Here is a 25,852-nt window from a genome sequence, read left to right as displayed (position 1 = left end):
GGCACCGTGCATAGGATGAAAGAGGCGTTTCTTGCGCCGCTAACCCATCATAAGAAGGGGGAGAAGGAATGAAAATTCTGTTTACCTACTATATTCCGAGCGGCGGCATCGAAACGCTGAACCGGCTGCGGTGCCAGGCGCTGCGCCAGAGAGGGATCGAAGCGGAGCAGCTGTACCTTTGGGATGGAGCCGGCAAGCAAAACATCCGGGACATTCCCACTTATCTCACGAACGATCAGCAACAGCTCGCCGGACTGGTTCATGCCAGGCAGTACGATGCGATCGTCGTCACATGCGATCATTTTATGCTGGAACGGCTGAGAGGGGTCGGATATCCGGGCACGCTCATCTACGAGGCGCAAGGTCTGGAGAGCGTCGAAGCGGCCAACTCGACGCTGGAGTTCGCATCCATGTTTGTCCGTTCGCATGCCCAAGGCGTCATCGCTCCGCCCACCTCCCATCTGATGCAGCTCTTTCAGAAATATTTCGGAGACTTCCCCCGCTTCTATATTCAGAACATGGTCGATACGAACCGCTTCTCCTATGTGCACGCACCGGACTTGAATCCGTCGGAGGCCCCGATACTCATGTGGGTCGGGAGATTGGAAACGAACAAAAACTGGCGCTATTTTCTGGAGATCGGGGCGGCGCTTGCCTCGCATGTTCCGAATTTGCAGTTGTGGATGTTTGAGGACGCCAACATATCGGAACCGGGAGAACGCGTGCATTTTCAAGCGATGGTTGCCAGCCTGGGGTTGGGCCGGCGTTTGAAGGTCTTTTCCAATATGCCGCACGACCATATGCCGCATTATTTTTCCGTTACCGGATATTCAGGCGGCATGCTCGTCTCCACTTCGAAAGTGGAAGGGTTCGGATATGCCGTGGCGGAAGCGATGAGCTGCCGCTGTCCCGTGCTTGCCACCGATTCCGACGGCGTACGCCATTTTATCGACCATGACGTGACGGGCAAATTTATGACCGCTTCGGTGCACGACGCCGTCCGGCAAGCGCTCGATCTGATGCGGAATGCGTCATTGCGGAAATCCGTTATCGCGCAAGGGGAAGCCCGTATTCGCACGCTATTTACGCCGGAGCGCTACGTCTCCGATCTCATTAACGTGATGCGCGCGCTGGGCCACCCGATATGAACGGTTGAGCCGGAGGGGATGCGGAGATGGATTTGGACGATCGACAGGCAGCATCCGTCGTGACGACAGCCGCCTGTCCTCCATATAGTGTGAAAAGACCATGCGAAAAGAACACTCGCCAACAAGAGGACGGTGACCGGACGGTATGCTCAGCACCGGCTTAAAGCGTTGATCGCTGCGCTGCCGGGGGGAGGTTCGGCCCGGCCATACCGGGCTGGCCCGAGCACGATCGGAGCGGCACGCTTAACGACACGTTTTAGCGACATACTTACAGGCACGCTTAACGGTACAACATAACAGCACCACTGCGGCCATAACGGCCTGTCCATCCTTTGTGCGCAAATGCCCCGCCATGCCGCTTCCACCAATGACCAGAAGTTTCACGATATGAACCCCCCGCGTACGAGCATGTCGCGAATTTCCGCTTTGGTCATCAATTTTTCGCTGGAACAGAAGCTGTCGAACGCCACCTTCGGATACTTTCCGTAATGCTCCCGCAGCCCCGGAATATTAAGATCCGGCAGGATGACCAGATATTCGCTGTCGTAGATAACGGTATTTTTGCTCTCATATGCGGTCAGCAATATTTCATGCTGCTTCTCCCCCGGCCGGATTCCCGTCTCTATCATCCCGACTTCTGTACCGAGCGCTTCCATCAATACTTCGGCCAAATCGGAGATACGGCACATCGGCATTGTCATGACGAAAATTTCGCCTCCGAGACTTTCCGCCGAAGCTTTGAACAGCAGCCGGACCGAATCCTGAAGCGTCAGGAAGAAGCGGGTCATCCGCATGTCCATAATATAGACCTTACGTTTTTGGCGTATTTGATTCATGAACAGACGGATGATACTGCCTTCGGTTCCGAGCACGTTACCGCCGCGAACGCAGACGAACCGCGTTTCTGACCGGAGCAGGTTGGCATAGACGATCAGCTTTTCGCCGATCGCCTTGGTCATACCGTAGAAGTTCGCAGGGTTGGCCGCCTTGTCCGTCGAAATATAAATGACCCGTTTCACCCGGTTTTCTATCGCGGCCTCGATAACATTCTGCGTCCCGATGATATTCGTCTTGAGCGCTTCGTATGGCTGTTCCTCGCATACCGACACATGCTTGAGGGCAGCCAGATGAAAGACGTAATCCACCTCTTCGCACGCTTTCTTAAGCGTCTCCTTGTCCCGGATATCCCCGATATGGAATCGGAGTCTGTTGTCCACGAACGTCCGGCTCATCTCTACCTGGCTCGATTCGTTGCGAGAGAAGACGATGACTTCCTTCGGTTGTTTCAGGAGCAGTTGACGGACCAGCTCATATCCCCATGACCCTGTCCCTCCGGTTACCAGGATACGCCGATTATTGAACATCCCTTTTCCCTCCAAGAAAATAATTCACCACTTTATCCGAAACATCCGGTGCCTGATAACCATCGGGGCATTCCTAGCCGCCAGCCGCATGCCGGTACACCGCTGGCCAATCATGCGGCCTTCAAGACGACATCTCCCCTTGCTGTGCTCCTACATGAACAATGCACGGTCTGCATTCAACTTGTCGATAAATTTTTGCCGGTTCATCCATATTAGCTCCGCCACCACCAACTCCGGTTCACGGCGGAAGCTGGCGCTTTCCTCGTAATGCACGAGAGCGTCCCCCCGCATATCAGCAGCAAATAGTCGTGTATGCGGGCGCACAGACAGAAATCGTCATTCCCGTAATGCCCTGATAAGATCGGGCCGGTTATGTTCTTCCGCCAGACGTTCGTCACCGGTCCGGCAATGCCTGCCGCACGGGCATCCGTCAATCCGTTTTCGGCTGCGATTCAGCTCGAATGCGTTTCCGCCGGGTCGGTATATGTCCGGATCGATGCGATGCACCGGATAAGCAGATGGAGCCCGTTATAAATCGGTATCAAATATGTTTGCCAGCTTCATATTTCTCCTTCCGTAGCGGCTATTCTCCGCCGGTTGTGGTCAGGCAGCGACAAGCGGTTTCCTTGACTGCTCATCGTGTGGCGCCATGCTTCCAGGTGGTCTCCGGCGACAAGCTTCGTTCGCTCCCCGGCCTCCTCACCGCTCGACCTGTTCGATCTTTGCCATGATAGCGCGCCGGCGGCCGAGCATACCTTCACCTGTAACCCCCGATGCAGCAATTCGGCCTGCGCCTTGGCAGGCTCGGACAAGACAGCGGCACCGATCTGTCTGATTGCCCGACCGGACAAGGCGTGGGGAAGTACTCCCACACAATTGGCGCGCAGATCGTTCCGACCGAACGAAGCATTCAGGAAAGCTTGAATTTTGGCCGTTCCGCTCCAGTTCCGAAAAATACCAAGCTGCGGGGTCGTATCGTCGAGAACGACGTCCGCGCCAGCATCTGCGGCAAGCAGAAACGGGATTAACCGTTCAGCCGTCACCACCGTATCCGCGCCGACGAACAGCACGATATCGGAGCGCGTCACATTCGCTCCGACCGCCCGATCCGCATCGCGTTCAAACGTATCGGGATGCGAAACGACATGTGCTTCGGGATTCGACCGGGCGAGGCGGAGGCTTTCCTTTTCGCCGCCATGCAGCACGACGACAACCTCTTCCAGCGGAAGGCGCGATAACTGCTCCAGTACGGCGTACAACGCTCCCGTCCCGTCACTGGTGCAAACGACGGCCGAAGCGGAGCTGGTCAGCGGAACCGGGAGCCATGAGCGCCCGGGGAAGCCGACAGCTTGTAAATATCCGTCTCGGTAAGCTGCGCCGCACCGAAGAATGGCCTGAATGTCACGCGGCGAGCCTTGTCTCCGCCACCAGCGCGTCCAGCTGTCGTTCATCCGCCGTTTGAGCGCAGCCTCCGCCGAAATCCATCTGTCTCCGTGAGAGGCCGCACTCCTGCCGTCCTTCGTGCCGGCGGCATAAGCGTTCCGCACGGCAGCGATAGCGCGCCTACGGCGCACAGGACGCACGCCACCGCGAGCGCGGCTTTTGGTGCCGGGTGCGATGCGCCGTTTTGCGCCGCGTACGATGCGCCGTTTTGCGCCGCGTGCGATGCGCCGTTTTGTGCCGCGTGCGATGCGGCTTCTGTCGCCCCTCTTCCTGTGCCCGGAAGCCGAGTCACGTACTCTTGGCAAGATGCGGTCTTCCGGCTCTGCGGTGGCGGAGGCGTCATGAAAATTGATGCGTTCAAGGTTATCGACCGTCATAACTGTCACCACGTCATCCGGTTGACGGTGCGCCGCAGTTTCATCGATTTGTTCATACATCCTGCTTCCTCCAACAGTGCGTATTGTTCCGGTTCCGACGACCGATATTTTCATCCTTCCCGATCGCCGCTTGACTCCATCAGCCAGCCAATCGCTTCCAGGTGATCGCCCACAATCAGCTTTTCAAGTGAATTCGTCCGTTCCCGCTTCAGCCTGGGCGGATTGAGTCGGCCTACGTTGACATGATGAACCGCCTCAACCTTCAGTCCCATCCGGACAGCCTTTGCGTGAGCCAGCGGCGGAACGGACAGCGATTCGACACCGATGGCATGCAGCGCCTCGCGGTTGATCGCATGGGGAACGGCCGTCAATGATGTCCCTTTCAGTTCCGGCCTGCCAAGCAATTCATTGAGCGCATGCTTGGCAAGCACGACGCTATGGATGTTGATCTTGTCTGTTGGACCCGAGTAGTCGTTAAGCGCCACATCGATGCCTCGGTCGGTGACAGCCCGGACAAAAGGACGCAACTGGCTTGCCGGCACGACCATGTCGCCGTCGATGAACAGCAGCACCTCACCGCGTGCCGCGCGGGCGCCGATGCTTCGTCCGACATCGTGACCGAGCGGGCGCCTATATTCGATGACTCGAGCGCCGTTCCGCCTCGCTATAGCGGCCGAACCGTCGATAGATCCATTCGCGACGACGATGACTTCCGCGGACGGGTGAATCTTGACAGCCTCACGAATCACTCGTCCGATCGTTCGCCTTTCGTTCATGACCGGTATAATGACGGATAACAGAGGAATACCGTGGCGGATGTTCGTTTTGACGGCCGGCAGCGGCAGTGCGTCCGGTTCGCCTGGCGGCATCCGATGATGCGCCGACGACGTGTCGGACGCCGTAGAAGGCGACGGTGCAAAACCCGTCTCCCCAGCTTGACGATGCGCCGGTATCGGCGCCGTTTCTGAAACGTTCGGCATGTCAGGGCCGAGCGCTTTCGTATCGGAATATGGCGGCTGGATCGACTCCGGTAATCCGGACACGCTCCTGACGTCCAAACTGTCCCTTCTTCCCGTATTCCTGCCTGCTGGCAACCGGTTGGCGCCGATTTTCTGATTTCCCCGGAAACCGTTACGGCTACCGCCTTTGAGCGAGATACGGGGGCTCTTCCCGGAAAACCGCGCCGAATCGTTCCGGCCGACAGTCCGAGTCCGCCGTTCTGACATTCGGCGCGGCGCTTTCATTATTCCTTTGGCAGACGAATCGACGGCACGTTTAGGCCGGCGCGGCTTTCTCGGGAAAGGTGGCGCTGGCCGTTTGTTCCGCTTGGTCGCTTTGCCTGTTATGTGGCCGCGGCTCCTGGCAATGACCCCAGTAAACGGACGGGTGCCCGTCTGCCCGGAAGAGGCTCCCTTAACGAACCCGCGTCTTCGCATCGCCGACCGGATGCGGGCGGACGCGGCTGTCAGCCGATTGCCGATGTCAGCTCTGTTCATAAGCTTTACCTCCTGCCATGGATTGGGTGCTGCGGATATACTCTGCCGCCTCTTTTCTCCACATATCATATGTACCGCAAACCTTTATGAAACGGCATTTGTACAGGGTTCAGGACGCTTGCCCGTATAGGTATAGCGCCTTTTCCGCGCGCTCTGACCCAGACAGGCACGAATCGTGCGCTTGGCAAACTTACGCCGGATTGTGCATCTGGAGGGAAACTGGGCAAAATAGAAAAGAACCCCCAATACCACTGGTAATAGTGGAAATCGGGGGTCCTTGTGCCCACCATTTCGTATGAACGAGGAACGAGACCGAAATTTTGCAAGATCCCTTATACCGTTAATTCATCGGATGCCGACCGATGGCCACCCAGTTTACTGTCCCTTTCGGTTCCGGGCCAAAACGCGTTCTAACAATACACAGAACCGCTCCGTCGGGCCTTTTTTCCTTAATGGTCGCATAGCACGCGGGATGATCGGTTGTAGAAATGATCGAGTACTGTTCGCTAAGGAAAGGAATCTCGAATTTGATCGGAATGTCAGTCTGTTCAGACTGCCCTGCAAACTCGTAGTCGCAAAGACCGAATTGCTGCAGAGCAGCCTCTTTGGAAGCTGTAGCGACCGGTTGGTAAGCAAGGTGCTGAAATTGTACGCTTCGTTCCCGGATATGCGAACCGCAAACTGCTTCGCTGCCGATGTGCTCCGAACCGACTATGCCTTCAGATAGATGCGCGGACAAAACAGCTCGATCTGACAATTTGTCAGATGTGACGCATCCATCGGTTAATTGCGGCTGCTCCAGAATGCTTACAAGCCGGTTAATCATGAGCGTGACGACATCTTCGGCCAGTTTGCCAAATGTCACTGCGCCGTCCGCCAGCTTCGCTTCCGTTACTGCGCGGTCGGCCACTTTCGCCTCCGTTACCGCACCGTCAGCCAGCTTCGCAGCGGTCACCGCTCTGTCCGCTACTTTCGCTTCCGTCACTGCGCTGTCCACGAGCTTCGCTTCCGTCACTGCGCCATCGGCAAGCTTTCCGGTGGTAACAGCGCCTGAGGCCAGCGCGCTTTCGGTGACGCCGCCCGTGGCAAGCTCGCCCGTTCCGACCGACTGCGCGGCCAGATGAACGGCCAGTACCGAACCCGGGGCCAGTTTCTCGCTTGTGACGCTCGAAACGCCCAACTTTTCTGCCGTCACGGCCCCTTCGGCAATCGCCTGTTCCGTCACGGCGCCGCTCGCAAGCTTCGATTCGTCCACCGATTCCGCTGCCAGCTTGGCACCGCACACGGAGCCGTCTTCCAATGCTTTGCTGCCATGCAGGCTTCCGTCGGGCATTTTGTCGAACAGCAGCAGCGTATCGACCGCCAGATGGGACGCCGTAATCGTTCCTCTGCGGATATGGTACCCTTGTACGCTATCCGCCTTGAGATGCTTGCTGGCAATCGTCTCGAGTGCGAGATGATCGCCTGTCACCGCGCCGGCCGCAAGCTTCTCGGCCGTTACCGCGTTCGGCTGCAGCGCGGCTTCGCCGACCGACTTCGGCGCCAGATGAGCAGCGCTCACGGCTCGTTCGCAGATGGCCTCGCCTCCCACCGAACGGGCGGAAAGATGCCGGGCTTCCACTGCACCGGCCGAAATCGTCTCCGACGATACGGAATCCGGCTGCAGCGCCGAAACGCCGACAGACCGGCTGCGCAAATGAGCCTCCCCAACACTTTGCGGCGCCAGCTTATCCCCTGTGACCGCCTCGTTGGTCAGATGGCCCTCCCGTATCGAACCGTCGGCCAAATGGCAACCGTGCACGGCCCCGTCCGTCAAATGGCGGCCCTCGACAGATTCGGGCGCAAGATGAATGCCGGATACGCTTCCCGGTGCCAGCTTCTGCGCGTCTACCGCGCCGTCGGCGATAATATCCGAAGTGACCGACTGCGGGCGAAAATGGGTTTCTTCCAAAATGCGGTGCTGCAAGTGCCGCCCGGCAATCGCGCCGTCACGCACATGCACGCCGGTTACGGCGTCGGCTGCGATCGCCGATCCGTCCACCGCTCCGGGAACGATTTTGTCGGAGGATACGCTGCTGTCAGCCAGTTTCGAACCCGTTACGGCCAAATCGGACAGTTTGTCGGTTGAGACCGATTCAGGCGAAAGCTTCAGCGAATTGACGACATGGTCCCCGAGATGATGCGAGAAAATGACGCCGGCGCCCAGATGGCGCTCGCTGACCGCCCCATGCGCCAGCTTCGCTCCCGTCACCGCTCCGTTCTGCAGCGCTTCGGTGCCGATCGCATTTTCCGCCATATGCCTGGCACCGACAATGCCGGGCTGCAGATGGCGCGACGCGACCGCTTTCTCCGAAATCGCTTCTTCCACAACGGAACCCGCTGAAAAATGGTGTGCCCGGATCGCCTCGCTGTCGATTTTTTCAAATGTTACGGCACTATCGGCCAGATGCTGCGTTTCAACTGCGCCTTCCGTAAGATGGCTTGCCGTCACGCTTCCGCCGTCTAGTTGAATGGAACCGACAGCTCCTTCAGCCAATTGGTCCCGCTTCACCGCTCTGGCGGAAATGTGACCCTCCCCAATCGCGCGAGCGGCTATTTTCTCCCCCGTTACGGCATTATCCCGCAAATGGGTAGAATCGATCGCATGAAGGGCGATATGAGTGCCGTGAACGGCATTCGCTTTCAATTGGCGGGGGCCGACACTTTTGTCAGCCAGCTTGTCGGACGTAACGGCTGCCCGCCCGATATGGTTCGTCTTGACCGCGTCGTCGGCCAGCTTGTCGCACGTCACATTTTTTTCGGCGATTTTGGAGGAAGTAACGGCGTGATCGACGAGCTTGATCGTCGTTACCGACTGATCGGCAAGTTTCGCCGATGTGAGCGAATCATCCGTGATATGAACCGCTTCAACCGCGCCTGCGGCGAGATGATCGCTTTGAACGGACCCATGGCGCAAATGCGAGCTGTCCACCGATCCTTCGGCTAATGCGCTGGCGGTGACAGACGCCGGACGCAACTCTCGCGAACCGACCGTTCCTTCGGCCAGGTGCTCCGCGGTAATTTCGCCCGGGGCCACGTGCTTTCCCGTAATCGCGCCGATCGTAACGTGCTCGGTAAGCAGCAGGCCTTTCTTCAAGTGGCGGGAATCGATTTCTTCGGCGCCGATTTTATCCCCGGTTACCACGCCGTCGCGCAGTTTCGATCTCGTAACCGAACCGTCGGCCAACTTGGACGTGTCGATCGCTTCATTGGCAATATTTTCGGAACGGACCGCCCCGCTTCCAATTTTCGATGAGACAACCGAGCGATCCGCAAGCAAGTCGGAGTTCACCAGAAACGGCTTCAGATGTTTCGCTTCAATCGATCCTTCGGCCAGCTTGTCGGAACTGATTGTGCGGTCCGCAAGCTTTTCGTAAGTGATGCTGCCGTCCTTCAGCTTCTCGCCGGTAATGGAACGATCGCGAATTTTGCTTCCGGAGATCGCGTTTTTGGCCAGATGTTCTCCTGTAATCGTCTCGGACGCAAGCTTCGCTGCTGTTACAGCGCCGTCCGCTATTTTAATGCTCTCCACCGCAAAATCGTCAATGACACGCGTCGTCACGCTTCCCGTCCGCAGTTTCGATTCGTCAACCGCTCCCGAGGCAATCTTTTCCCCCGTCACCGCTTCGTCCGCCAGATCATCCGTATAAATGAACGGCAGTTGCCGGCCCGGCAAACGCTTCCCTTCCGCTTGCTCGCGCCGTTCGCCGCTATCCTTGACAGGCGGATCGGCGGTTTCGTCGGATTGCGCCGGCACGGCCGCTTGATGATCGGGCGTCAGCGCATCATCCGAGAAAACCGAACCCGGATCGGCCGGCGCGGCTTCCGGGGACGGTACCGTATAAACTGCCGTCTTCGTCGAGAGCTGTTGCTCGTCGAATGACGCGACAATTTTCGTATCCGAGGATACGACGGGGAATTTCCCTCCGGCATTCGCCGTATCCGTTATTAACGACGATTCGGATTCGGCAGCGGCAGACGATTCGACGAGCGGTTCCGCAAGCGCCTTAATCGTGACCGGTTTCTGAACCGGCGGTCTCGCGGCCGTCTTGACCTCATTGACGTCACCCTGCGCCTGCGTTTTTTTCTTCAGTTCATCGAGCCATTTTAATTCAGAAGCTTTGGGATTATCGACATAAAAGAGCGGCTTCCGCCCTCGCGGGCCTTTTCCTTTTCTGCTTTTCGCCATAGCCCTCTCCTTCTTCTGCCTGATATATCATAGGTAGTGTATGCAAATACCTATAGACTCGCGACTAGCAGATGCGAAAAAGCTGGAGAAAGCGCGTGTGAAAAGCGAAAAAGAAAAGCCGGTTCTGCTATATCGACCGCTCAGCGGCGGCCGCCGGGTTCTCCCCGGTGCGCCCCATGCCAGAGCGAGCCCGTGCCCGCTCCGTGCGGAAACGAAGCCCGGATCGCGGCGGTGACGAAAGCTTTCGCCGCGGCGGCGGCTTCGGCGACCGGATACCCGCGGGCCATATAGGCGGCAAGAGCCGCAGCCGTCGTGCAGCCGGTACCGTGCGTATGGCCGGTCGGAATGCGCGGCGCGCTCAGCCAGACCGGCCCGTCGTCCCGTCCGGCCAGGACATCGGCCGCCTCTTCCTCTTCGTTCTCCAAATGCCCTCCTTTAAGGAGAACATATCGGGAACCGAAATCAAGCAATGCGATCGCAGCCTGTTCCATATCGCGGCGCGTCCGCAAGGCGCCATCCGGCAGTCCGAGCAGCGCGCACGCCTCCGGCAAGTTCGGCGTGACGATTTCCGCCGCGGGCAGCAGCTTCGTCCGCAGCGCGTCCAGCTCTTCGCGACGAAACAGCTCGGAGCCCCCTTTCGCGACCAGCACCGGGTCGACGACGACCCGGGGAACGCCGTAACGGCCGATCGCCCAGGCGACGGCTTCGGTGATCGCGCCGTCATACAGCATGCCGGTTTTGACTGCATCGGTTCCCATATCCGACAGGACCGCTTCGATCTGGGCCTCGATGATCGAAACCGGCGCCGGATGAACGGCGTGTACGCCGAGACTGTTTTGCGCCGTCAACGCCGTAATGACGCTCATGCCGAACACGCCCAGCTCCTGAAACGTCTTCAAATCGGCCTGAATGCCTGCGCCGCCGCCGGAATCCGATCCGGCGATCGTCAAAGCGAGAAATGGCTTCATGTCCGTCCTCCTCCTATCCTAGCGTCCTGACGCTTGCCGCGAAGCGGTCCGGCGCGAACGGAGCAAGCTCGGCGGCCGGGAGCGTCCCGTCCAGAACGTCGCAAATCCGTTTCGCTGTAACCGGGGCAAGCAGAATGCCGTTGCGGTAATGACCGGCGGCGACGACAGCCTGAGGCGCGCCGGGTACCAGACCGAGCAGCGGCCATCCGTCCAGGGTGGCCGGACGAAGGCCGGCCCAGCGGTTAACGGGGGAACGGTCTGCCAGCGCCGGAAAGACGCGCCCGCTCCACCTCGTCAGTCTGGCAATGCCGCGTTCGGTGACGGACGTGTCGAAGCCGGCGATATCTTCGGACGCGCCGCAGACGAGTGTGCCGTTTCGTTTGCCCACCCAGTACGCCTGGCTGGTGAACACCATCTGCCTCACTTCGCCGATCGGCGAGTGATAAGCGCATATTTGCCCGCGAATCGGATTGACCGGCACGGCGAACCCGAACCATCGTTCGAACGCCCCCGTCCATGCTCCGGCACATACGATGGCCCGGTCGGCTTCGAAGCGGCCGCCTGTCTCCGTAACGAGACGAACCCGGCCGCCGTCCAGCATGAGATCCACCGTATCTCCCGCATTGCCTGCGCAGCAGACGCCGAGCCGGCGGCATGCCGCCTCCAGCGCCTTGACCAGCTTTGGCGCGTACACATGGCTTTCTTCCGGGCAATACAATCCGCCTGCGGCCGCACTCGAAAGCCCCGGCTCCAGTCTGCGCAGATCGGCCGCGTCCAGCCATTCCGCCCGCGCTCCCCACTCGTTCTGCCATCGTTGCCGGGTGCGAAGCGGCAGCATGTCGGCCTCGTGCAGCGCGACCTGAATGCTCCCGGTATGGGTCAACTCGACGGAAATGCCCGACAGACGCTCGATCTCTTCCGCCCATTCCGGGTACAGGCGCAGACTGTCCAGACAGAGCCGAAAGAAAGGATCGGGCTGCTCGCTATTTTCCGTATACGGCGCAAGCATGCCGGCCGCCGCTCCGGACGCCTGGCCGCCGAAATCGCCGCGGTCGACAATCGTGACCTTCCGGCCGCCTCGCTTCGCCGCTTCATAAGCGCATGATAGCCCGACAATGCCGCCTCCCACGACCAGCAATTCTTCCTTCATCGCCGCAGCCCCTCTGCGGACGTCTCTGCCCGCCGGCCTTCAATCGCCGAACCGGCGGCGTACGGCCCGCCGAACAGCGCTCCTTCGGCCGAGCTGCTGGCCGACGCATACGGCTTGCGCGGGATGCGCCCGGCCATCGCGGACAGCCTGCCCGCTTCCACCGCAAGCCGCATCGCTTTGGCCATCGCTACCGGGTCCTGCGCTTTGGCGACCGGCGTATTTACCAGAATGCCGTCCGCTCCGAGCTCCATCGCCTGGACGACATCCTGCGCCGATCCGAGTCCGGCGTCGACAATGACCGGTACGCGCGACTGTTCGGCAATGAGACCGAGATTGTACGGATTCAGTATGCCGAGCCCGGTTCCGATCGGCGCTCCGCCAGGCATGACGGCGGCGGCGCCGGCTTCCTCCAGCCTCCGGCACAACATCGGATCGTCCGATGTATAGGGAAGCGCGACGAACCCCTCCCGTACAAGCCGCTCAGTAGCGCGGAGCGTCTCCAGCGGGTCGGGAAGCAGCGTCCGTTCGTCGCGGCTGATTTCCACCTTGATCCAGTTTCCCAATCCGGCGGCACGGGCAAGCTTCGCGATGCGCACCGCCTCATCGGCATTGCCCGCTCCCGACGTATTCGGCAAATAGATGAGCGAACGGTCCTCTACGTGCTGCAGCACGGAGTCGTCCTCCACACTGTCGAGATTGACCCGTCTCACCGCGAATGTAATGACCTCCGCTCCCGACGCTTCCAGCGACTGCTGAAGAACGGCCGGATTGGGGAACCGTCCGGTGCCGAGAAAGAGCCGGGAGCGAAGCTTTGTTCCGCCAATTTCCAGTTGGGAATCATATCGTTTCATCGCGGTTTCAGCCTCCTCCAACAAAATGAACCAGTTCGATGACCGCGCCGTTTTCCAGCGGCGTCTTTTCCCACTCGTGCCGCGCCAGTACGGCGCCATTCCATTCCACGACGAGCTTTCTGTCAAGCAGCCCGTATTGCGCGACCAGTTCGGCCACGGTGCCGGCGTCGGTCAGGACGGATCGTCCGTTGACCGTCACTTCGCAGGACTTGGCCGGTCCGGAGGACTCGCGAGCGGCTTCGTACCGGCTTATCCGCTCCAGCAACCGGCGGCAAACGCCGGCCGGATCGGCGTTTCCGACGATGGCCGACACGGCGCAAATCCGTCTTGCCCCCGCCTCCAGCACGGAATCGACGTTATCCGGCGTAATGCCCCCGATCGCCACGAACGGAATGCGGATTTCGGCCGCGGCCTCGCTGACGTAAGACAGCGTTACCGGCGTCCGACCCGGCTTCGTCCCTGTAGGAAATACCGGCCCGACTCCGATATAATCGGCGCCTTCGGCCTGCGCGAGTCGGGCCTGCCCGATATTGTGGGTCGATATGCCGATGATCCGCTCCGGACCGAGCAGCCGCCGAGCCTCGGCGAGCGGCATGTCGTCCTGCCCGAGATGAACGCCGTCCGCGCCGACGGCGATCGCGATATCCGGGTGATCGTTAATAATAAGCGGCACGCCGTAACGCGCCGTCAATTCCCGCAGCTGCTTCGCCTTCTCCAGCAGGTCGGCTTTGGAAGCATTCTTGTCGCGCAGCTGCACGATATCGGCACCCCCCCGCAGCGTCTCCTCCATGACATCCGTCAAGCTGCGGCCCGGGTGGTAATTTTCCCCGGTAATCACGTAGAGCCTGAACGATCTCCAGTCTTTTTTGCCCAACATTGCGTCCCTCCTTCTGGCGTTGTGAAACCTTTTGCCGCATTGCGGCCATCGTTCCGCTGCCGTTACCGGACAACATATTCACGGCAAAGGGCGACCGCCCGTCCCGTATCCGTCGTCCCCTGCACCAGGATGCGCCCGTCGGGGAACAACGCCAGCTTCTCTCCTTCCGGCAGCTCCGCGCGAAGCAAATACGGGTTCGCGGTCAGGCGGCAGCCCCTGGCGGCGAGCGTTTCGCGCCACTCGTCCAGCTTCAACGGAAAACCGAGCGTCACCTGGACCGTATCGCGCCCGCATAGCGACGCCGCCTCAATCGGGCCGGTATCCTGCACGGCTGAGGCGGCCCGTCGAGCCGGACCGCCGATTTCTTCGCCAGCCTCTCCAAAACGAACGGCCGTTCCGGCAACCGGCGCCGCTGTGCGTCTTCCCGGCACCGGCTTGCTATCGCGCCCGCGCCCATAGCCCCCGGCCGGTAGCCGCCCTGCGTCCGGCCTTGCCGCCCCGCCGCAATGCGGACAGGCCGGATTTCCTTCCGGAAGCGCGGACTCCCGCAGCCGAAACGGCCACAGATCGGCAGTCAGCCACGTCGTCCTGACGGCATCGCGATTGCCGGTCAGCCATTTGAGCGCTTCGGCCGCCTGCAGCGCGGCGACAAAATCGACTGCCGGCGAGATGACGCCGATCGTGTCACACGTCTCGCCCTCTCCGTCGTCCCCTTCGCCGATCAGACACCGCAGGCAAGCGGTTCTGCCGGGTACGAGCGGCGCACTCATGCCTTGTGATCCCGCGACGCCGCCGTACAGCAGCGGGATGCCGCGCGCAAAGCAGGCATCGCTGAGCAGCAACCTCGTAGCGGCATTGTCGGTGCCGTCAAGAACGAGCGATGCGCCGTCGGCCAGCGGCGGCAAGGAGCGCTCGTTGACGTCGACGACATGCGCCTCGACCGCCACGCCGCTATTGATGCGGCGCAGCTTGTCGGCGGCCGCGACCGCCTTGGGCAGCGACTGGGCCGCATCCTCCTCATCGAACAGCGACTGCCGCTGCAAATTGCTGAACTCGACGAAATCGCGGTCGGCGAGACGGACTGTGCCGACGCCGGCCCTCACCATATGCTGGGCGAGAGAGGCGCCGAGCGCTCCCGTCCCGACAATCAGGACGCAGGCGGAGGCGAGCTTCGCCTGCCCCTCTTCGCCGATCGCGGCGAACCGGATCTGCCGTGAATAGCGGTCGCTGTCGACGCGGGACGTCAAGCCGCCGTCCCCGTCCGTGCGGCCGCCATCCCGGCCAACCGCCCAACCGCTTTCCGAACGCCGATCGTCAGACATAGATCGAACCGCCGGACGCCCGGAACTCGTCGGCCTTCTCCTTCATGCCCGCCTCGATCGCCTCTGTCGTCTCCATCCCGCTCCGCGCCGCATATTCGCGAATGTCCTGCGTAATCCGCATGCTGCAAAACTTCGGTCCGCACATGGAGCAGAAATGGGCGGACTTGGCCGCTTCCGCCGGAAGCGTCTCGTCATGGTAGGCCATCGCCCGTTCCGGATCGAGCGACAGATGGAACTGATCGCGCCAGCGGAATTCGAAGCGCGCTTTGGACAGCGCGTCGTCGCGAAGCTGCGCGCGGGGATGGCCTTTGGCGAGATCGGCCGCATGGGCGGCGATTTTGTAGGCGATGACGCCTTCCTTCACATCCTCCTTGTTCGGCAGCCCGAGATGCTCTTTCGGCGTTACGTAGCAGAGCATCGCGGTGCCGAACCAGCCGATCATCGCCGCGCCGATCGCCGAAGTGATGTGGTCGTAACCGGGCGCGATATCGGTCGTGAGCGGGCCGAGCGTATAAAACGGCGCTTCATGGCAAACGGCCTGCTGGCGCTCGACGTTTTCCTTGATCAGATGCATCGGCACGTGGCCGGGTCCTTCGATCATCACCTGCACGTCATGCTTCCAGGCGATCTTCGTCAGCTCGCCGAGCGTCTCGAGTTCGGCGAACTGCGCTTCGTCGTTCGCGTCCGCAATCGATCCCGGGCGAAGGCCGTCGCCGAGCGAGAACGAAACGTCGTAGGTTTTCATAATTTCGCATATTTCTTCGAAATGGGTGTACAGAAAATTTTCCTTGTGATGCGCGAGGCACCAGGCCGCCATAATCGAGCCGCCGCGCGAAACGATGCCGGTTACCCGGCGCGCTGTCAGCGGGATGTAGCGCAGCAGTACCCCCGCGTGAATCGTAAAATAGTCGACGCCTTGCTCCGCCTGCTCGATCAGCGTGTCGCGGAACACTTCCCAGCTCAGGTTTTCCGCGACGCCGTTCACCTTCTCCAGCGCCTGGTAAATCGGCACCGTACCGACCGGAACGGGGGAGTTGCGGATAATCCACTCGCGCGTCGTATGGATGTTTTTGCCTGTCGACAGGTCCATAATCGTATCGGCGCCCCAGCGGATCGCCCACGTCATCTTCTCGACTTCCTCGTCGATCGAGGAGGCGACGGCCGAGTTGCCGATATTGGCATTGATCTTGACGTGAAAATTGCGCCCGATAATCATCGGCTCGCACTCCGGATGGTTGATGTTCGCCGGAATGATCGCACGGCCGGCGGCCACTTCGTCGCGGACGAATTCCGGGCTCATCCCTTCGCGGATCGCGATAAATTCCATCTCGGGCGTAATGATCCCTTTGCGCGCGTAATGAAGCTGCGTCACGTTGCGCCCGCTCTTCGCCCGCAGCGGCCGGCGGCTCAAATTGGGGAACTGGCGTGCGCCTTGCTTTTCCGCCCGCTCCGCCGTCGAGAAGCCGTTATCTATCGGTTTGACCTCCCGGCCGGCGTACTCTTCGGTATCTCCCCGTTCGTCAATCCAGGCGCGGCGCAGCGGCGGCAGCCCCTTCCGCACATCGGCTTCATAAGCCGGATCGGTATACGGACCGCTCGCGTCGTACACCCGCACCGGTTCGTTCGGCTTCTCGGTCCCCGCCCTCTCGGTCGGCGACAACACGATCTCCCTCATCGGCACCCGAATGTCTTCCCGCGATCCGGTCACATAAACTTTGCGGCTGCCAGGCAGCGGAGTGGTCAATATCGGCATAAAAAAACCTCCCGTGTGGAATAGTTTGGAATTCCACCAGGAGGCCCTGTCATCCGTCAGGCTAAAGAAGGAAGGGAAGGCACTTTGCGGGAACATCGGCACACAAGACGGCACGGCACCGCTTGCTTCGGTTACCGGCGGCATCAACGCGCATTCCTCCGAAAGATTCCCGTACACATCAGACGCGCCGTACCGCGGATCGCGACGATACCGCCTTCACCGCCTTCGGCAGCGAATTTCGCGCTTCGCCTTGCCTGCCGATCGTTGCCGTCGTCTTGCGCTCCCGTTCCCGGACGACAAAAAAGCCGCCCAGACGAGGGCGGCGGTAACGGCAACTGCTGCATGGCGCCGAGAATGCGGTACCGGCTGGACGCCGGACGCCGCGGACGGAAGCTGTGAAAAGCTGCTTGAAACGACGGGGACCGTCAGATCCAACGGTCCGTCCGGCAGCAAGCCGTCCGATTCTCCACGCTGTACGTACCATTCCACTTTCCTACGCTGGCATGACCCAGATCAGGTTCAAAGGGACCAAAGCGTTCGGCGCTTTATCTCAGCCCTTGCGGGCGCCCCTAGTGGTTTCCTGGTAAGACTATACCCTCAGGCGATAAAGCTGTCAACCCCTGCGGCAATTCCGGTTCGCCGGAAGGAACCTCTTAAGCTGCGATATGACAGCCGCTATTCTTTCACAACAAACCGTCTTCGCGCAGCAAAGCGAGCCAGCGATCGGCGGCGTGCCGCCATGTAAAATGCTGCTCCACCCGTTCCCGGCTGTTCCTTCCCATCGTCCGGCACAGCTCGTCGTCCTGCAGCAGCCGGTGCAGCTTATCGCGAAGCTGCGCAACGATCCGGTCGGGATCGAGCAGATAGCCGGTTTTGCCGTCTCTCACAATTTCCTTCATGCCGCCCGCCCGCGTCGCGACGACAGGCAACCCGGTCGCCATCGCTTCGACATTGACGAGTCCGAAAGCTTCCCGTTTGCCGGAAGGAACGACGGCGATATCGGCAGCGAGAAACCAGTCCGGCACTTTGGTGTGCGGCACGTACGGAACGAACTGGACATGGGCCGGATGCTTTTTCCCCATTCGACGCAGCTTGCGCGAATATGGTGTCGTACGGTGAGAACCGTAAAACGGACTGCCGACAACGACAAGCAGCAGCTTCGGATGCTTGGCAATAAGCTCCGGCAAGGCGGCGAACAGATGATGCACGCCTTTTATCGGGATCAGCCTGCCGACGAACAGAATGACCTTCCGCCCTTCCCAGCCTTTCCGGCGCCGCAGCCGTTCGCGCCTCGCCTTTCCTTCCGGGGAGAACCTCGACCTGAACCGGTTCACGTCGACCCCCAGATGAACGACGCGCAGCTTGCTTGCGGCCTCCGGCACTTTGCGAGCCACGATTTGCCGCAAGTAATCGCTGTTGACGATGATTTTGGAGGCGCTGCGAAAACCGCGGCGAAGGGCAGTCCCGCTAATGTAACGCTTTCCGATGAAGGTAGAGGAATGCAGGTTGATCCAGAGCCGGGCCCTGGGATTGCTCTTTTTCAGACGGACGGCGTAGGAAGGACGGTTTTCAACCTGAATCACTTTCGGCTTGAAGCGTCGCACGGATCGGGCGACGGATCGGACATATTGCCTCTTGTCGGCCGCGGGATACCGCTCGCAGCGCACGCCGCGCAGAAGTCCGGCTGCCGGCAGGCCGCGGCCTGTTCTACCGTAGATGCGCGGTTCCACGTCGGGCGGCAGCAGCGGAACGAGCTCCTCGACGACCCGCTCTACGGAGCTGCTTGACGAAGACGGCAGCGGGAAGGAGCCCGGCGTCACGAAGGCGATTTTCGGTTTCATTAAAAGGAAGCCCTCCTTGGTGCAAGGATGCGTACCTGCGTCGTGCTCCTTCAGCATACGCGCCCTCGCCCTGTATGGACATTCCCAAGTGTCCCGCCATCCGCAAATCGGGCATCCGTCATTTCCCGTCGGTGTCAATCGCCAAGGCCTAGTGTTATCGCGCCGAGCAAACTTAACGCATAAACGGCCAAATAGGCGCCTCCCGCCATAAAAGCGGGATTGAGCAGCAGCTCGTGAATTTGCGTGAGAAAAACGGTATCTCCGGCAACCGTACGATAGATGCTGACGGCAGCGGCCGCAAAGACAACGAGTAAGGCCAGCGCGGCGGCCCCGTCAATAAGACGCCTGAGCGTTCCTCCCCGGATTCTCGCAGCAGCCAGCACAGCCGCTCCCAACAGCGCCGCTGTGCCCGTAATGATGTACATCATCCTTCCGAATCACCCCCAGCACCAAGGATGCTCGGAATCGTTCCGGAATAAACCTTTGTCACCCGGGTGAGACGCACGCCAGCGCTTCTTCAACTGCTCCGGCATGATGCTGCTGTATATACGGCATCCTTTCGAGGATAAGGAAAACTTTACCTGGATTTCGTTAAAACAATTTCCGGGCAGAATGATTGATTTGTTTGTCGGGATATGTCACACTATCCGGGTAAGCTAAGTTACCATGTTTACCGAAGGAAAGGACGTGAGGACACCGGCATGACCAAATGGCTGCTGCGTTCCATGACCGAATTAAGCTCTCGCAAATGGATTTCCAGGCTGACCGGACGCTTCGCCCATTCCAGGGCAAGCCGCCGCTTCATTCCCAGATTCGCCCGCATATACGGCATTCGGGTCGAGGAAGCCGAGAAGCCTCTTGAACAATATACGACGTTGAACGAGTTTTTTACCCGCCGGCTGAAGCCGGGCATGAGAATCGTCGATTCGGCTCCGGACGCGCTCGTCAGCCCGGTCGACGCGCTTATCACCGGATTGGGGCAGGCAAGGGAAGGAACCGTCCTAAACATCAAAGGTCAGGACTATTCAATCGAGGAGCTGCTCAACCGGTCTCCCCGAACCGAAAACTACAAGAACGGCTACTGCATCGTCCTCTATCTCAGCCCGACCGATTATCACCGCATTCATGTGCCGGCAGACGGCACGATCGTGGAGCGGGAACGGGTAACGGGCAAAGTGTATCCCGTCAACGATTTCGGCCTGCGACATATGCGGCGCGTGCTGAGCCGGAACGAGCGGCTGATCACCTACATCAGGCATCGGGGAGGCGAAATGGCTGTCGTGAAAGTCGGGGCGATGAACGTCTCCGGCATACGCTACACCGATCCGGAGCGAAACGAGGTCCGAAAGGGCGAGGAGTTGGCCTGCTTCGAATTCGGTTCAACCGTCGTGCTGCTGACCGAAAACGGTACATTCGAGCCGCGCGCCGACCTGCGACCCGGACTGAAGGTAAAAATGGGGGAAGCGCTCGGACGGCTGATCGCCGCAGACAGCAGGAAAACGCGCTAGCGAAGCCGGATCGATCTCGCCCGGCTATCCGCAACATATTCTTACATCCGCCGCCATACCTCCTCCATACGGCGGACGCCCAGAACGATCCGCTCTTCCGGCAAATGCGCAAAACCGAGCAGCGCCGAAGGCTGCGGCGGTCCGCCTGTCCAGTACACGGCGCCGTCCGTCCACGTCACGCCCGCCCTGGCGCAAGCCTCCCGGAAACGGCTGTACAGCTCCGGCTCCTTCTTCCATCGAACGAACAGATGAAGCCCCGCACCTGACCGCTCGCGCTCGAACAGATGCGGAAGGCGGCGATCAAGCTCGCGGCTGAGCGCGGCGAGGCGCCGGCCGTATATTCTTCGCGCCTTCCGCAAATGTTTGCCGTACTGCCCGCTCGCCATGAAGGCGGCCAGCGCCCGTTGCTCCGCAATGCCGGTCGGATGCGGCTCCAGTAAAAATTTCGCACGCAAGAACGGCTCGATCAGGCTATCCGGAAGAACGGCGTAGCCGATCCGCAAGTCCGGATACATCGTTTTGGAAAACGTGCCCAGATAGACGACCCGTCCGGTCGCGTCCATCGCCCTTAAAGGCTCGGACGGTCGGCTTCCCCAACGGAATTCGCTGTCGTAATCGTCCTCGACGATGACGGCCTCCCGGCGGATCGCCCATTCCAGCAATTGCTTCCGCCGGACAGGCGGCAATACCGCCCCCGTCGGAAACTGCCGGCTCGGCGTTACAAACAGCAGTTTCGCCGCCCAGTCGCACGGTACGATCCCATCCCGGTCGACCTCCGCCTCCACCGCGATCCCGCCCGCCGCCAGCACGGCACGCACGATGCCGTCATAACACGGGCGCTCGACCGCAACGGGGTCCCCCGGCTCGATCAGCAGCATCGTCAACAGCGCGATGGCCTGCATCGAGCCGTTCGTCAGAACGATGGCCCGGGGATCGGCATGAATGCCCCGCTCGCGCCGCAGCTCGTCCGCGATCGCCTCCCGCAACGGTCCATGCCCTCCTGCGGCGAACGCGTCCCGTCGCTGCTTGCGGCCTGCCTCCCGGATTTCCGTATACATAAACGTTTTCCACCTCTCCCCCGGCAGCGCCTGCTCGTCCATGCGCCCGATGATAAAGCCGATCTCTTCCCCCGTATTCCCCGTATGGCGGTATTCCGGCCACGAGGACCTGTCGGGAACAGGCAGCAGGCGTCCCGCCCACGCCGACAACCGGACGGCTTCCGGCTTGCCTGCCCCGGACACCGGAGGCTGCGGGTCTGTCGATGCAAAAACGACGAACGTTCCTTTACCCTGTTCTCCGCGCACCAGCCCGGCGGCATACAGCATATCGTAAGCTTCGTTTACCGTTCCGCGGGCGACGCCGAGCGTCTCCGCTATTTGGCGGGTAGACGGGAGCCTCGAGCCCGCAGGGAACCGGCCGCTCGCAATCGCTTCGCGCAGCGTCAGGAAGAGCGCGGTCCGTTTCCGTCTGGTCGCGTCCAGAAACCGCTCGTATTCCTCCGCATAAATCATGTTGTTCCTCCTTCCCGAATTCGGACTCGGACGCCCGGCGACGCAAATGGTCTACTAAAATCCGACTATATTGGTCCTTTTCGCCGGACACTTTGCCTTATACATTAAAATACAGGATCGGAGAAAGGCGGTAAAGCGATGAGAAGAAAAGAATTTTTGACGGAAAAAGCCGAAGAGCTGGAGACGTTTCTCGCGGACATGTCGTTCGGTTTTCTCGGAACCGCCGGTACGGACGGGGCGCCGGGGGTGACGCCGCTGAATTTCGTGTACTGGAACGGAGCGATCTATTTTCACGGCAGCCGGATTGGCGAGAAGATGGACCGGATCGCCGCCGATCCGCGGGTTGCGTTTGCAGTCGCGAAGGAATACGCCGTTATCCCGTCCTATTTCAGCGACCCGTTTCTGGCCTGTCCGGCAACCGCTTATTTCAAATCGGTGCTGATCCGGGGAACCGCGCGGCCGGTCGAAGACATCGGTGAGAAAGCGGGAGCGCTCGAAGCGCTGATGCGCAAGCTGCAGCCTGAAGGCGGTTACCGGCCGATTGCGGCCGACGACCCCGAATACCGGAAACGGCTTGCCGGGGTGGCGGTCGTCAAGATCGAAATCGAAAGCATAACCGGCAAATTCAAGTTCGGTCAAAACGCGAGCGGGAAGATGCGCGGTGCCATCGCGGACGGATTGCGGCGGCGGGGGAGGGAGCTTGACGATGAAACGGTCCGGTTGATGGACCGCTATTGTCCGCATCATCGTCAAGCGGATCATTGAAGACGCGCCGGCATCAGCGGATTTCCGACGGGCTGCGCCCGGTATACTGCTTGAACTGCCGGCTGAAAAAGAAAATGTCCCGGTATCCGAGGGCATCGGCTACCTCCGTTACGTTCATGCCGGCATGCATGAGCAGGTGCTGCGCCCGCTCAATGCGCATGCGGATAATGTAGGTCTGCACGGACATGCCGATCATTTCCTTGAATTTAATGGAAAAATATCGCGGCGACAGCTGCGCACGTTTCGCCAAATCTTCGACGCGGTGCGGCTTGCCGGGATGCTGGCGGATATAGTTGGCGACTTCGTGGATGGCCTCGGTCAGCTGGTTGGACCCTTTCTGCTCGGCAGGCGCCTGAATATCCCCGCGCATCAGGCGAAGAAGCAGCTGCTTCAAAACGAGCTGCGCCTCTTCCTCACCCGCGAATGTATTGACGAGCAACAGCCGGACATACCGTGACAGCAAAAACTCGAAATCGACCGTTTCCGTATCGTCCAGAACCCGGTACGATTCCGGAATGACGGTAACCGGCTCGGTCACGTCGAAATGAATATAGGTCAAAACGAGCGGTTTCTGGGGATTGTGCGTGGCGCACGGATGTTCCCCGGGACGGAATACGAAGCAGCTGCCCTTGCCGACGGAATAGAATTTGTCGTTCAGCTCCACTTCTCCTTCCCCGCTCCAAACGTAAAACAGATCGTAGTTGGCGAGCGGCTTTTCCCTTTTCGCCCACCTCCATCCCGGTTCGCAGGAGATTTTGGCAAACGACGGAAGAAGCTTGAGCGAAGTTGGCGGTAAATGCAGCATACAGGCCCTCCCCTCGATCGGACATCTTTTTGCCGTCATCATACAACAGCCTGCCCGCGTATGCAACAGCATGAAAATAATCCCTCGCGACATGGTCTTGCGGCCCAAAATAATGATATAATAACTCCCGAAATGACAATCCGTTCGCGAATTGCCGCGGACGAAAGATTTCCGGAAGGATGGAAGAGCCATGCACCCACTCGCTCAGCAGTTGAATGAGACGTTGGAACGGGAAAACCCGCACGTCAGCGCCATGTTGTCTTCGCTCGGCAAAGCGATCTATTTCCCCAAGGTAGGCATTTTGAGCCAATCCGCGGAGGCGAAGGCGAAGGCGAAGAAGTTCAATGCTACGATCGGCATCGCCATCGAAAACGGGCAGCCGATGCATCTGGACGTTATCCAGAACACGCTAAGCGAATACGATCCGAAAGACCTTTACGAATACGCGCCGCCGGCCGGCAAGCCGGAGCTGCGCGCCGCCTGGCGCAGCAGACTGCTGAAGGAGACCCCTTCGCTCGGCACGAAAAAAATCGGCAATCCGATCGCAACGAACGCGCTCACCCACGGACTTAGCATCGTCGCCGACCTGTTCGCCGACGCCGGAGACGCCGTTATCATTCCGGATAAAAACTGGGAAAACTATGAGCTGACATTCGGCGTCCGGCGCGGCGCCGTCATCGTGGAGTATCCGCTGTACAACGCGGACAACCGTTTCAACAGCGCCGGTCTGCGCGACGCCCTGCTCTCCTGCAAGGACAAAGGCAAGGCGATCGTCGTCCTGAACTTCCCGAACAATCCGACCGGTTATACGCCCGGACCGGCTGAGGGCGACGAAATCGTCGCAGCGATCCGCGATGCCGCGGAAGCCGGCATCAACGTCGTCGCCGTAACGGACGACGCCTATTACGGGCTTTTCTTCGAAGACTCGTTGCACGAATCGCTCTTCGGCAAGCTTGCGGACATGCATCCGCGGGTGCTCGCAGTGAAAATCGACGGCGCGACGAAGGAAGAGTACGTCTGGGGCTTCCGCGTCGGATTTATTACGTACGCCTCGTCTTCCGACGATGTGCTGGCTGCGCTCGAGCAGAAAACGATGGGCATCATCCGGGCCACCATTTCCAGCGGACCGCATCCGTCGCAGACGTTCGTACTTCGCGCGCTTCAGTCGCCGGATTACGAGGCGCAGAAAGCCGAAAAATACAACATCATGAAGCGCCGCGCCAACCGCGTCAAGGAATTGCTCGACAGCGGCCGCTACGGCGATGCGTGGGAATATTATCCGTTCAACTCCGGTTATTTTATGTGTCTGAAAATGACGAAGACGGATGCCGAATCGGTGCGCCGGCGGCTGCTGGATGCCTACGGCGTCGGGACGATCGCGCTCGGACCGACCGATCTGCGCGTCGCCTTCTCCTGCATCGAGGAGGAAAACCTGGAGGAGCTGTTCGATACGATCCACCGCGCAGTGCAAGACGTTCTCGGACAATGACGATGCCCGCAAGGGGCTGTCCCAAAATTGTCCCAGAATGTTGATGGCCCATCTCGTCAGCCTGGTGTGCGAGGGGATATTCGAGAAGTTTCCCCGGCTCAAAGTCGTGCACGTCCAAGGCGGTATGACGGAGAGGCCGGCATCTGTGCGAAGGAGCGTATGCTGGGCGGCGCTGCCGTCCGATGAGTACGCGTACGGCTGGCGGGCGAGATCGTCCGCTGTCCTTGGCACGGCCGAGCAGGCGAAACTCCACGGCCTGACTGGCGATTTCGTCCGCGGCCAAGCGAGCGGGATCGTCCGCTGTCCGCGGCACGGCCGAGCGGGCGAAACTCCACGGCCTGACTGGCGATTTCGTCCGCGGCCAAGCGAGCGGGATCGTCCGCTGTCCTTGGCACTGGGAGTTCGCCATCAAGACCGGCCGGTCGCTCGTAAGCGGGCGCATCCGCGCCAGAAGTTATCCGGTTGCGCGACAGCAAAATCGGCATCGTGATGTAGGCTGAAGCTGGAGCGCGGCGGGTGCGGCAGGTTGTCCCGCGGCCGCTGCGCGATGGGGACGAGAGGTTGTTCCGGGGGCCGCTGCGCTACAGGGGCAAGAGGTTGATCCGGAACCGCTACGCGACGGTATGGAGCCACCCGTTTGCAACCGGACAACAGCCCCGGCGCCTGTTCACTGCCGTTTTGGTCTTGCACCTGTTCATTGCCGTTTGGGCCTGATACCTGTTCGCTGCCGTTTTGCCCCGGCGCCTGTTCGATGCCGTTTTCACTCGTTTTCATCCGTTATAAATCAACCAATCCTGCAAAAGTGCAGTTTTTTTCCGCTCTTGACAGCTCGAACGCTCAAATTCCTGCGATAATGCAATATTTTTGACCTCCAAGTGGCGCATAAAACGGAAATGGTCAAAAAATACTGTACTTTTGCAGGAATGTGAGCCAAGAGGATGATGTACAATAGTTTG

20 protein-coding genes and 1 riboswitch are annotated in these 25,852 nt (G+C 60.1%); of the genes, 4 read left to right on the top strand and 16 right to left on the bottom strand.

The window, feature by feature from the left end:
* The first annotated feature begins 68 nt into the window (after window positions 1-68).
* The gene (locus tag ABEV74_RS15995) at window positions 69-1,148 is read left to right on the top strand and encodes a glycosyltransferase family 4 protein (RefSeq protein WP_430147426.1); all 1,080 of its coding nucleotides are present in this window, start codon (window positions 69-71) and stop codon (window positions 1,146-1,148) included.
* Between the two features lie 380 nt (window positions 1,149-1,528).
* Here ABEV74_RS15995 and ABEV74_RS15990 read toward each other — a convergent pair whose 3' ends face one another.
* From ABEV74_RS15990 to ABEV74_RS15930, 13 genes are all read right to left on the bottom strand, one after another.
* On the bottom strand, window positions 1,529-2,512 hold the full coding sequence (locus ABEV74_RS15990) for a polysaccharide biosynthesis protein (protein ID WP_430147423.1): 984 nt from the start codon (window positions 2,510-2,512) through the stop codon (window positions 1,529-1,531).
* Window positions 2,513-2,662: 150 nt separating this feature from the next.
* Window positions 2,663-2,785 carry a hypothetical protein gene (locus tag ABEV74_RS15985; RefSeq protein ID WP_430147421.1) on the bottom strand — a complete coding sequence of 41 codons (123 nt, stop codon included), beginning with the start codon at window positions 2,783-2,785 and terminating at the stop codon, window positions 2,663-2,665.
* Window positions 2,786-3,072: 287 nt separating this feature from the next.
* Window positions 3,073-4,086, bottom strand: a complete 1,014-nt coding sequence (locus ABEV74_RS15980) for a glycosyltransferase family 2 protein (protein WP_160327828.1) — start codon at window positions 4,084-4,086, stop codon at window positions 3,073-3,075.
* 356 nt (window positions 4,087-4,442) lie between these two features.
* Window positions 4,443-5,390, bottom strand: coding sequence for a glycosyltransferase family 2 protein (locus ABEV74_RS15975; protein ID WP_430147418.1), 948 nt, complete (start codon window positions 5,388-5,390; stop codon window positions 4,443-4,445).
* A gap of 778 nt (window positions 5,391-6,168) precedes the next feature.
* Window positions 6,169-10,056: a WIAG-tail domain gene (locus tag ABEV74_RS15970; RefSeq protein WP_430147415.1), complete on the bottom strand. Its 3,888-nt coding sequence runs from the start codon at window positions 10,054-10,056 to the stop codon at window positions 6,169-6,171.
* Window positions 10,057-10,196: 140 nt separating this feature from the next.
* On the bottom strand, window positions 10,197-11,024 hold the full coding sequence (thiD, locus tag ABEV74_RS15965) for a bifunctional hydroxymethylpyrimidine kinase/phosphomethylpyrimidine kinase (protein ID WP_213531216.1): 828 nt from the start codon (window positions 11,022-11,024) through the stop codon (window positions 10,197-10,199).
* A gap of 13 nt (window positions 11,025-11,037) precedes the next feature.
* The gene (gene thiO / locus ABEV74_RS15960; protein WP_430147412.1) at window positions 11,038-12,174 is read right to left on the bottom strand and encodes a glycine oxidase ThiO; all 1,137 of its coding nucleotides are present in this window, start codon (window positions 12,172-12,174) and stop codon (window positions 11,038-11,040) included.
* Window positions 12,171-13,025: a thiazole synthase gene (locus tag ABEV74_RS15955; RefSeq protein ID WP_430147409.1), complete on the bottom strand. Its 855-nt coding sequence runs from the start codon at window positions 13,023-13,025 to the stop codon at window positions 12,171-12,173. Before ABEV74_RS15955 ends, thiO begins: the two co-directional genes overlap by 4 nt.
* A gap of 7 nt (window positions 13,026-13,032) precedes the next feature.
* Window positions 13,033-13,902, bottom strand: a complete 870-nt coding sequence (gene thiE / locus ABEV74_RS15950) for a thiamine phosphate synthase (protein ID WP_430147406.1) — start codon at window positions 13,900-13,902, stop codon at window positions 13,033-13,035.
* A gap of 62 nt (window positions 13,903-13,964) precedes the next feature.
* Entirely contained in the window at window positions 13,965-15,224 is a 1,260-nt protein-coding gene (locus ABEV74_RS15945) for a ThiF family adenylyltransferase (RefSeq protein ID WP_430147403.1), read from the bottom strand.
* Entirely contained in the window at window positions 15,217-16,977 is a 1,761-nt protein-coding gene (gene thiC / locus ABEV74_RS15940; RefSeq protein WP_062494803.1) for a phosphomethylpyrimidine synthase ThiC, read from the bottom strand. Before thiC ends, ABEV74_RS15945 begins: the two co-directional genes overlap by 8 nt.
* 473 nt (window positions 16,978-17,450) lie before the next feature.
* Window positions 17,451-17,558, bottom strand: a riboswitch (TPP riboswitch).
* A 102-nt stretch (window positions 17,559-17,660) separates the two neighbouring features.
* Window positions 17,661-18,818 carry a glycosyltransferase family 4 protein gene (locus ABEV74_RS15935; protein ID WP_062494807.1) on the bottom strand — a complete coding sequence of 386 codons (1,158 nt, stop codon included), beginning with the start codon at window positions 18,816-18,818 and terminating at the stop codon, window positions 17,661-17,663.
* Window positions 18,819-18,952: 134 nt separating this feature from the next.
* Complete coding sequence (locus tag ABEV74_RS15930; protein ID WP_062494809.1) at window positions 18,953-19,246, bottom strand: hypothetical protein; 294 nt, start codon at window positions 19,244-19,246, stop codon at window positions 18,953-18,955.
* 273 nt (window positions 19,247-19,519) lie between these two features.
* Here ABEV74_RS15930 and asd point away from each other — a divergent pair, with 273 nt between their 5' ends.
* Window positions 19,520-20,326, top strand: a complete 807-nt coding sequence (gene asd, locus ABEV74_RS15925) for an archaetidylserine decarboxylase (RefSeq protein WP_062494811.1) — start codon at window positions 19,520-19,522, stop codon at window positions 20,324-20,326.
* 41 nt (window positions 20,327-20,367) lie between these two features.
* Here the strand turns inward: asd and pdxR are convergent, their stop codons facing one another.
* Window positions 20,368-21,837, bottom strand: a complete 1,470-nt coding sequence (pdxR, locus tag ABEV74_RS15920) for a MocR-like pyridoxine biosynthesis transcription factor PdxR (protein WP_430147400.1) — start codon at window positions 21,835-21,837, stop codon at window positions 20,368-20,370.
* A 138-nt stretch (window positions 21,838-21,975) separates the two neighbouring features.
* Between pdxR and ABEV74_RS15915 the strand changes: the two genes are divergently transcribed.
* Complete coding sequence (locus tag ABEV74_RS15915; protein WP_430147398.1) at window positions 21,976-22,602, top strand: pyridoxamine 5'-phosphate oxidase family protein; 627 nt, start codon at window positions 21,976-21,978, stop codon at window positions 22,600-22,602.
* 13 nt (window positions 22,603-22,615) lie between these two features.
* Here the strand turns inward: ABEV74_RS15915 and ABEV74_RS15910 are convergent, their stop codons facing one another.
* Window positions 22,616-23,407, bottom strand: coding sequence for an AraC family transcriptional regulator (locus tag ABEV74_RS15910; RefSeq protein WP_062494817.1), 792 nt, complete (start codon window positions 23,405-23,407; stop codon window positions 22,616-22,618).
* 190 nt (window positions 23,408-23,597) lie between these two features.
* Between ABEV74_RS15910 and ABEV74_RS15905 the strand changes: the two genes are divergently transcribed.
* Window positions 23,598-24,896, top strand: a complete 1,299-nt coding sequence (locus ABEV74_RS15905) for an aminotransferase class I/II-fold pyridoxal phosphate-dependent enzyme (RefSeq protein WP_430147395.1) — start codon at window positions 23,598-23,600, stop codon at window positions 24,894-24,896.
* A 770-nt stretch (window positions 24,897-25,666) separates the two neighbouring features.
* Here the strand turns inward: ABEV74_RS15905 and ABEV74_RS15900 are convergent.
* A partial coding sequence (locus tag ABEV74_RS15900; protein ID WP_430147393.1) for a hypothetical protein occupies window positions 25,667-25,852 on the bottom strand: 186 nt, incomplete at its 5' end.

The organism is Paenibacillus cisolokensis, assembly GCF_050481165.1.
Classification (GTDB): domain Bacteria; phylum Bacillota; class Bacilli; order Paenibacillales; family Paenibacillaceae; genus Paenibacillus_AH; species Paenibacillus_AH cisolokensis.
This window is presented reverse-complemented; position numbering and strand designations above follow the sequence as displayed.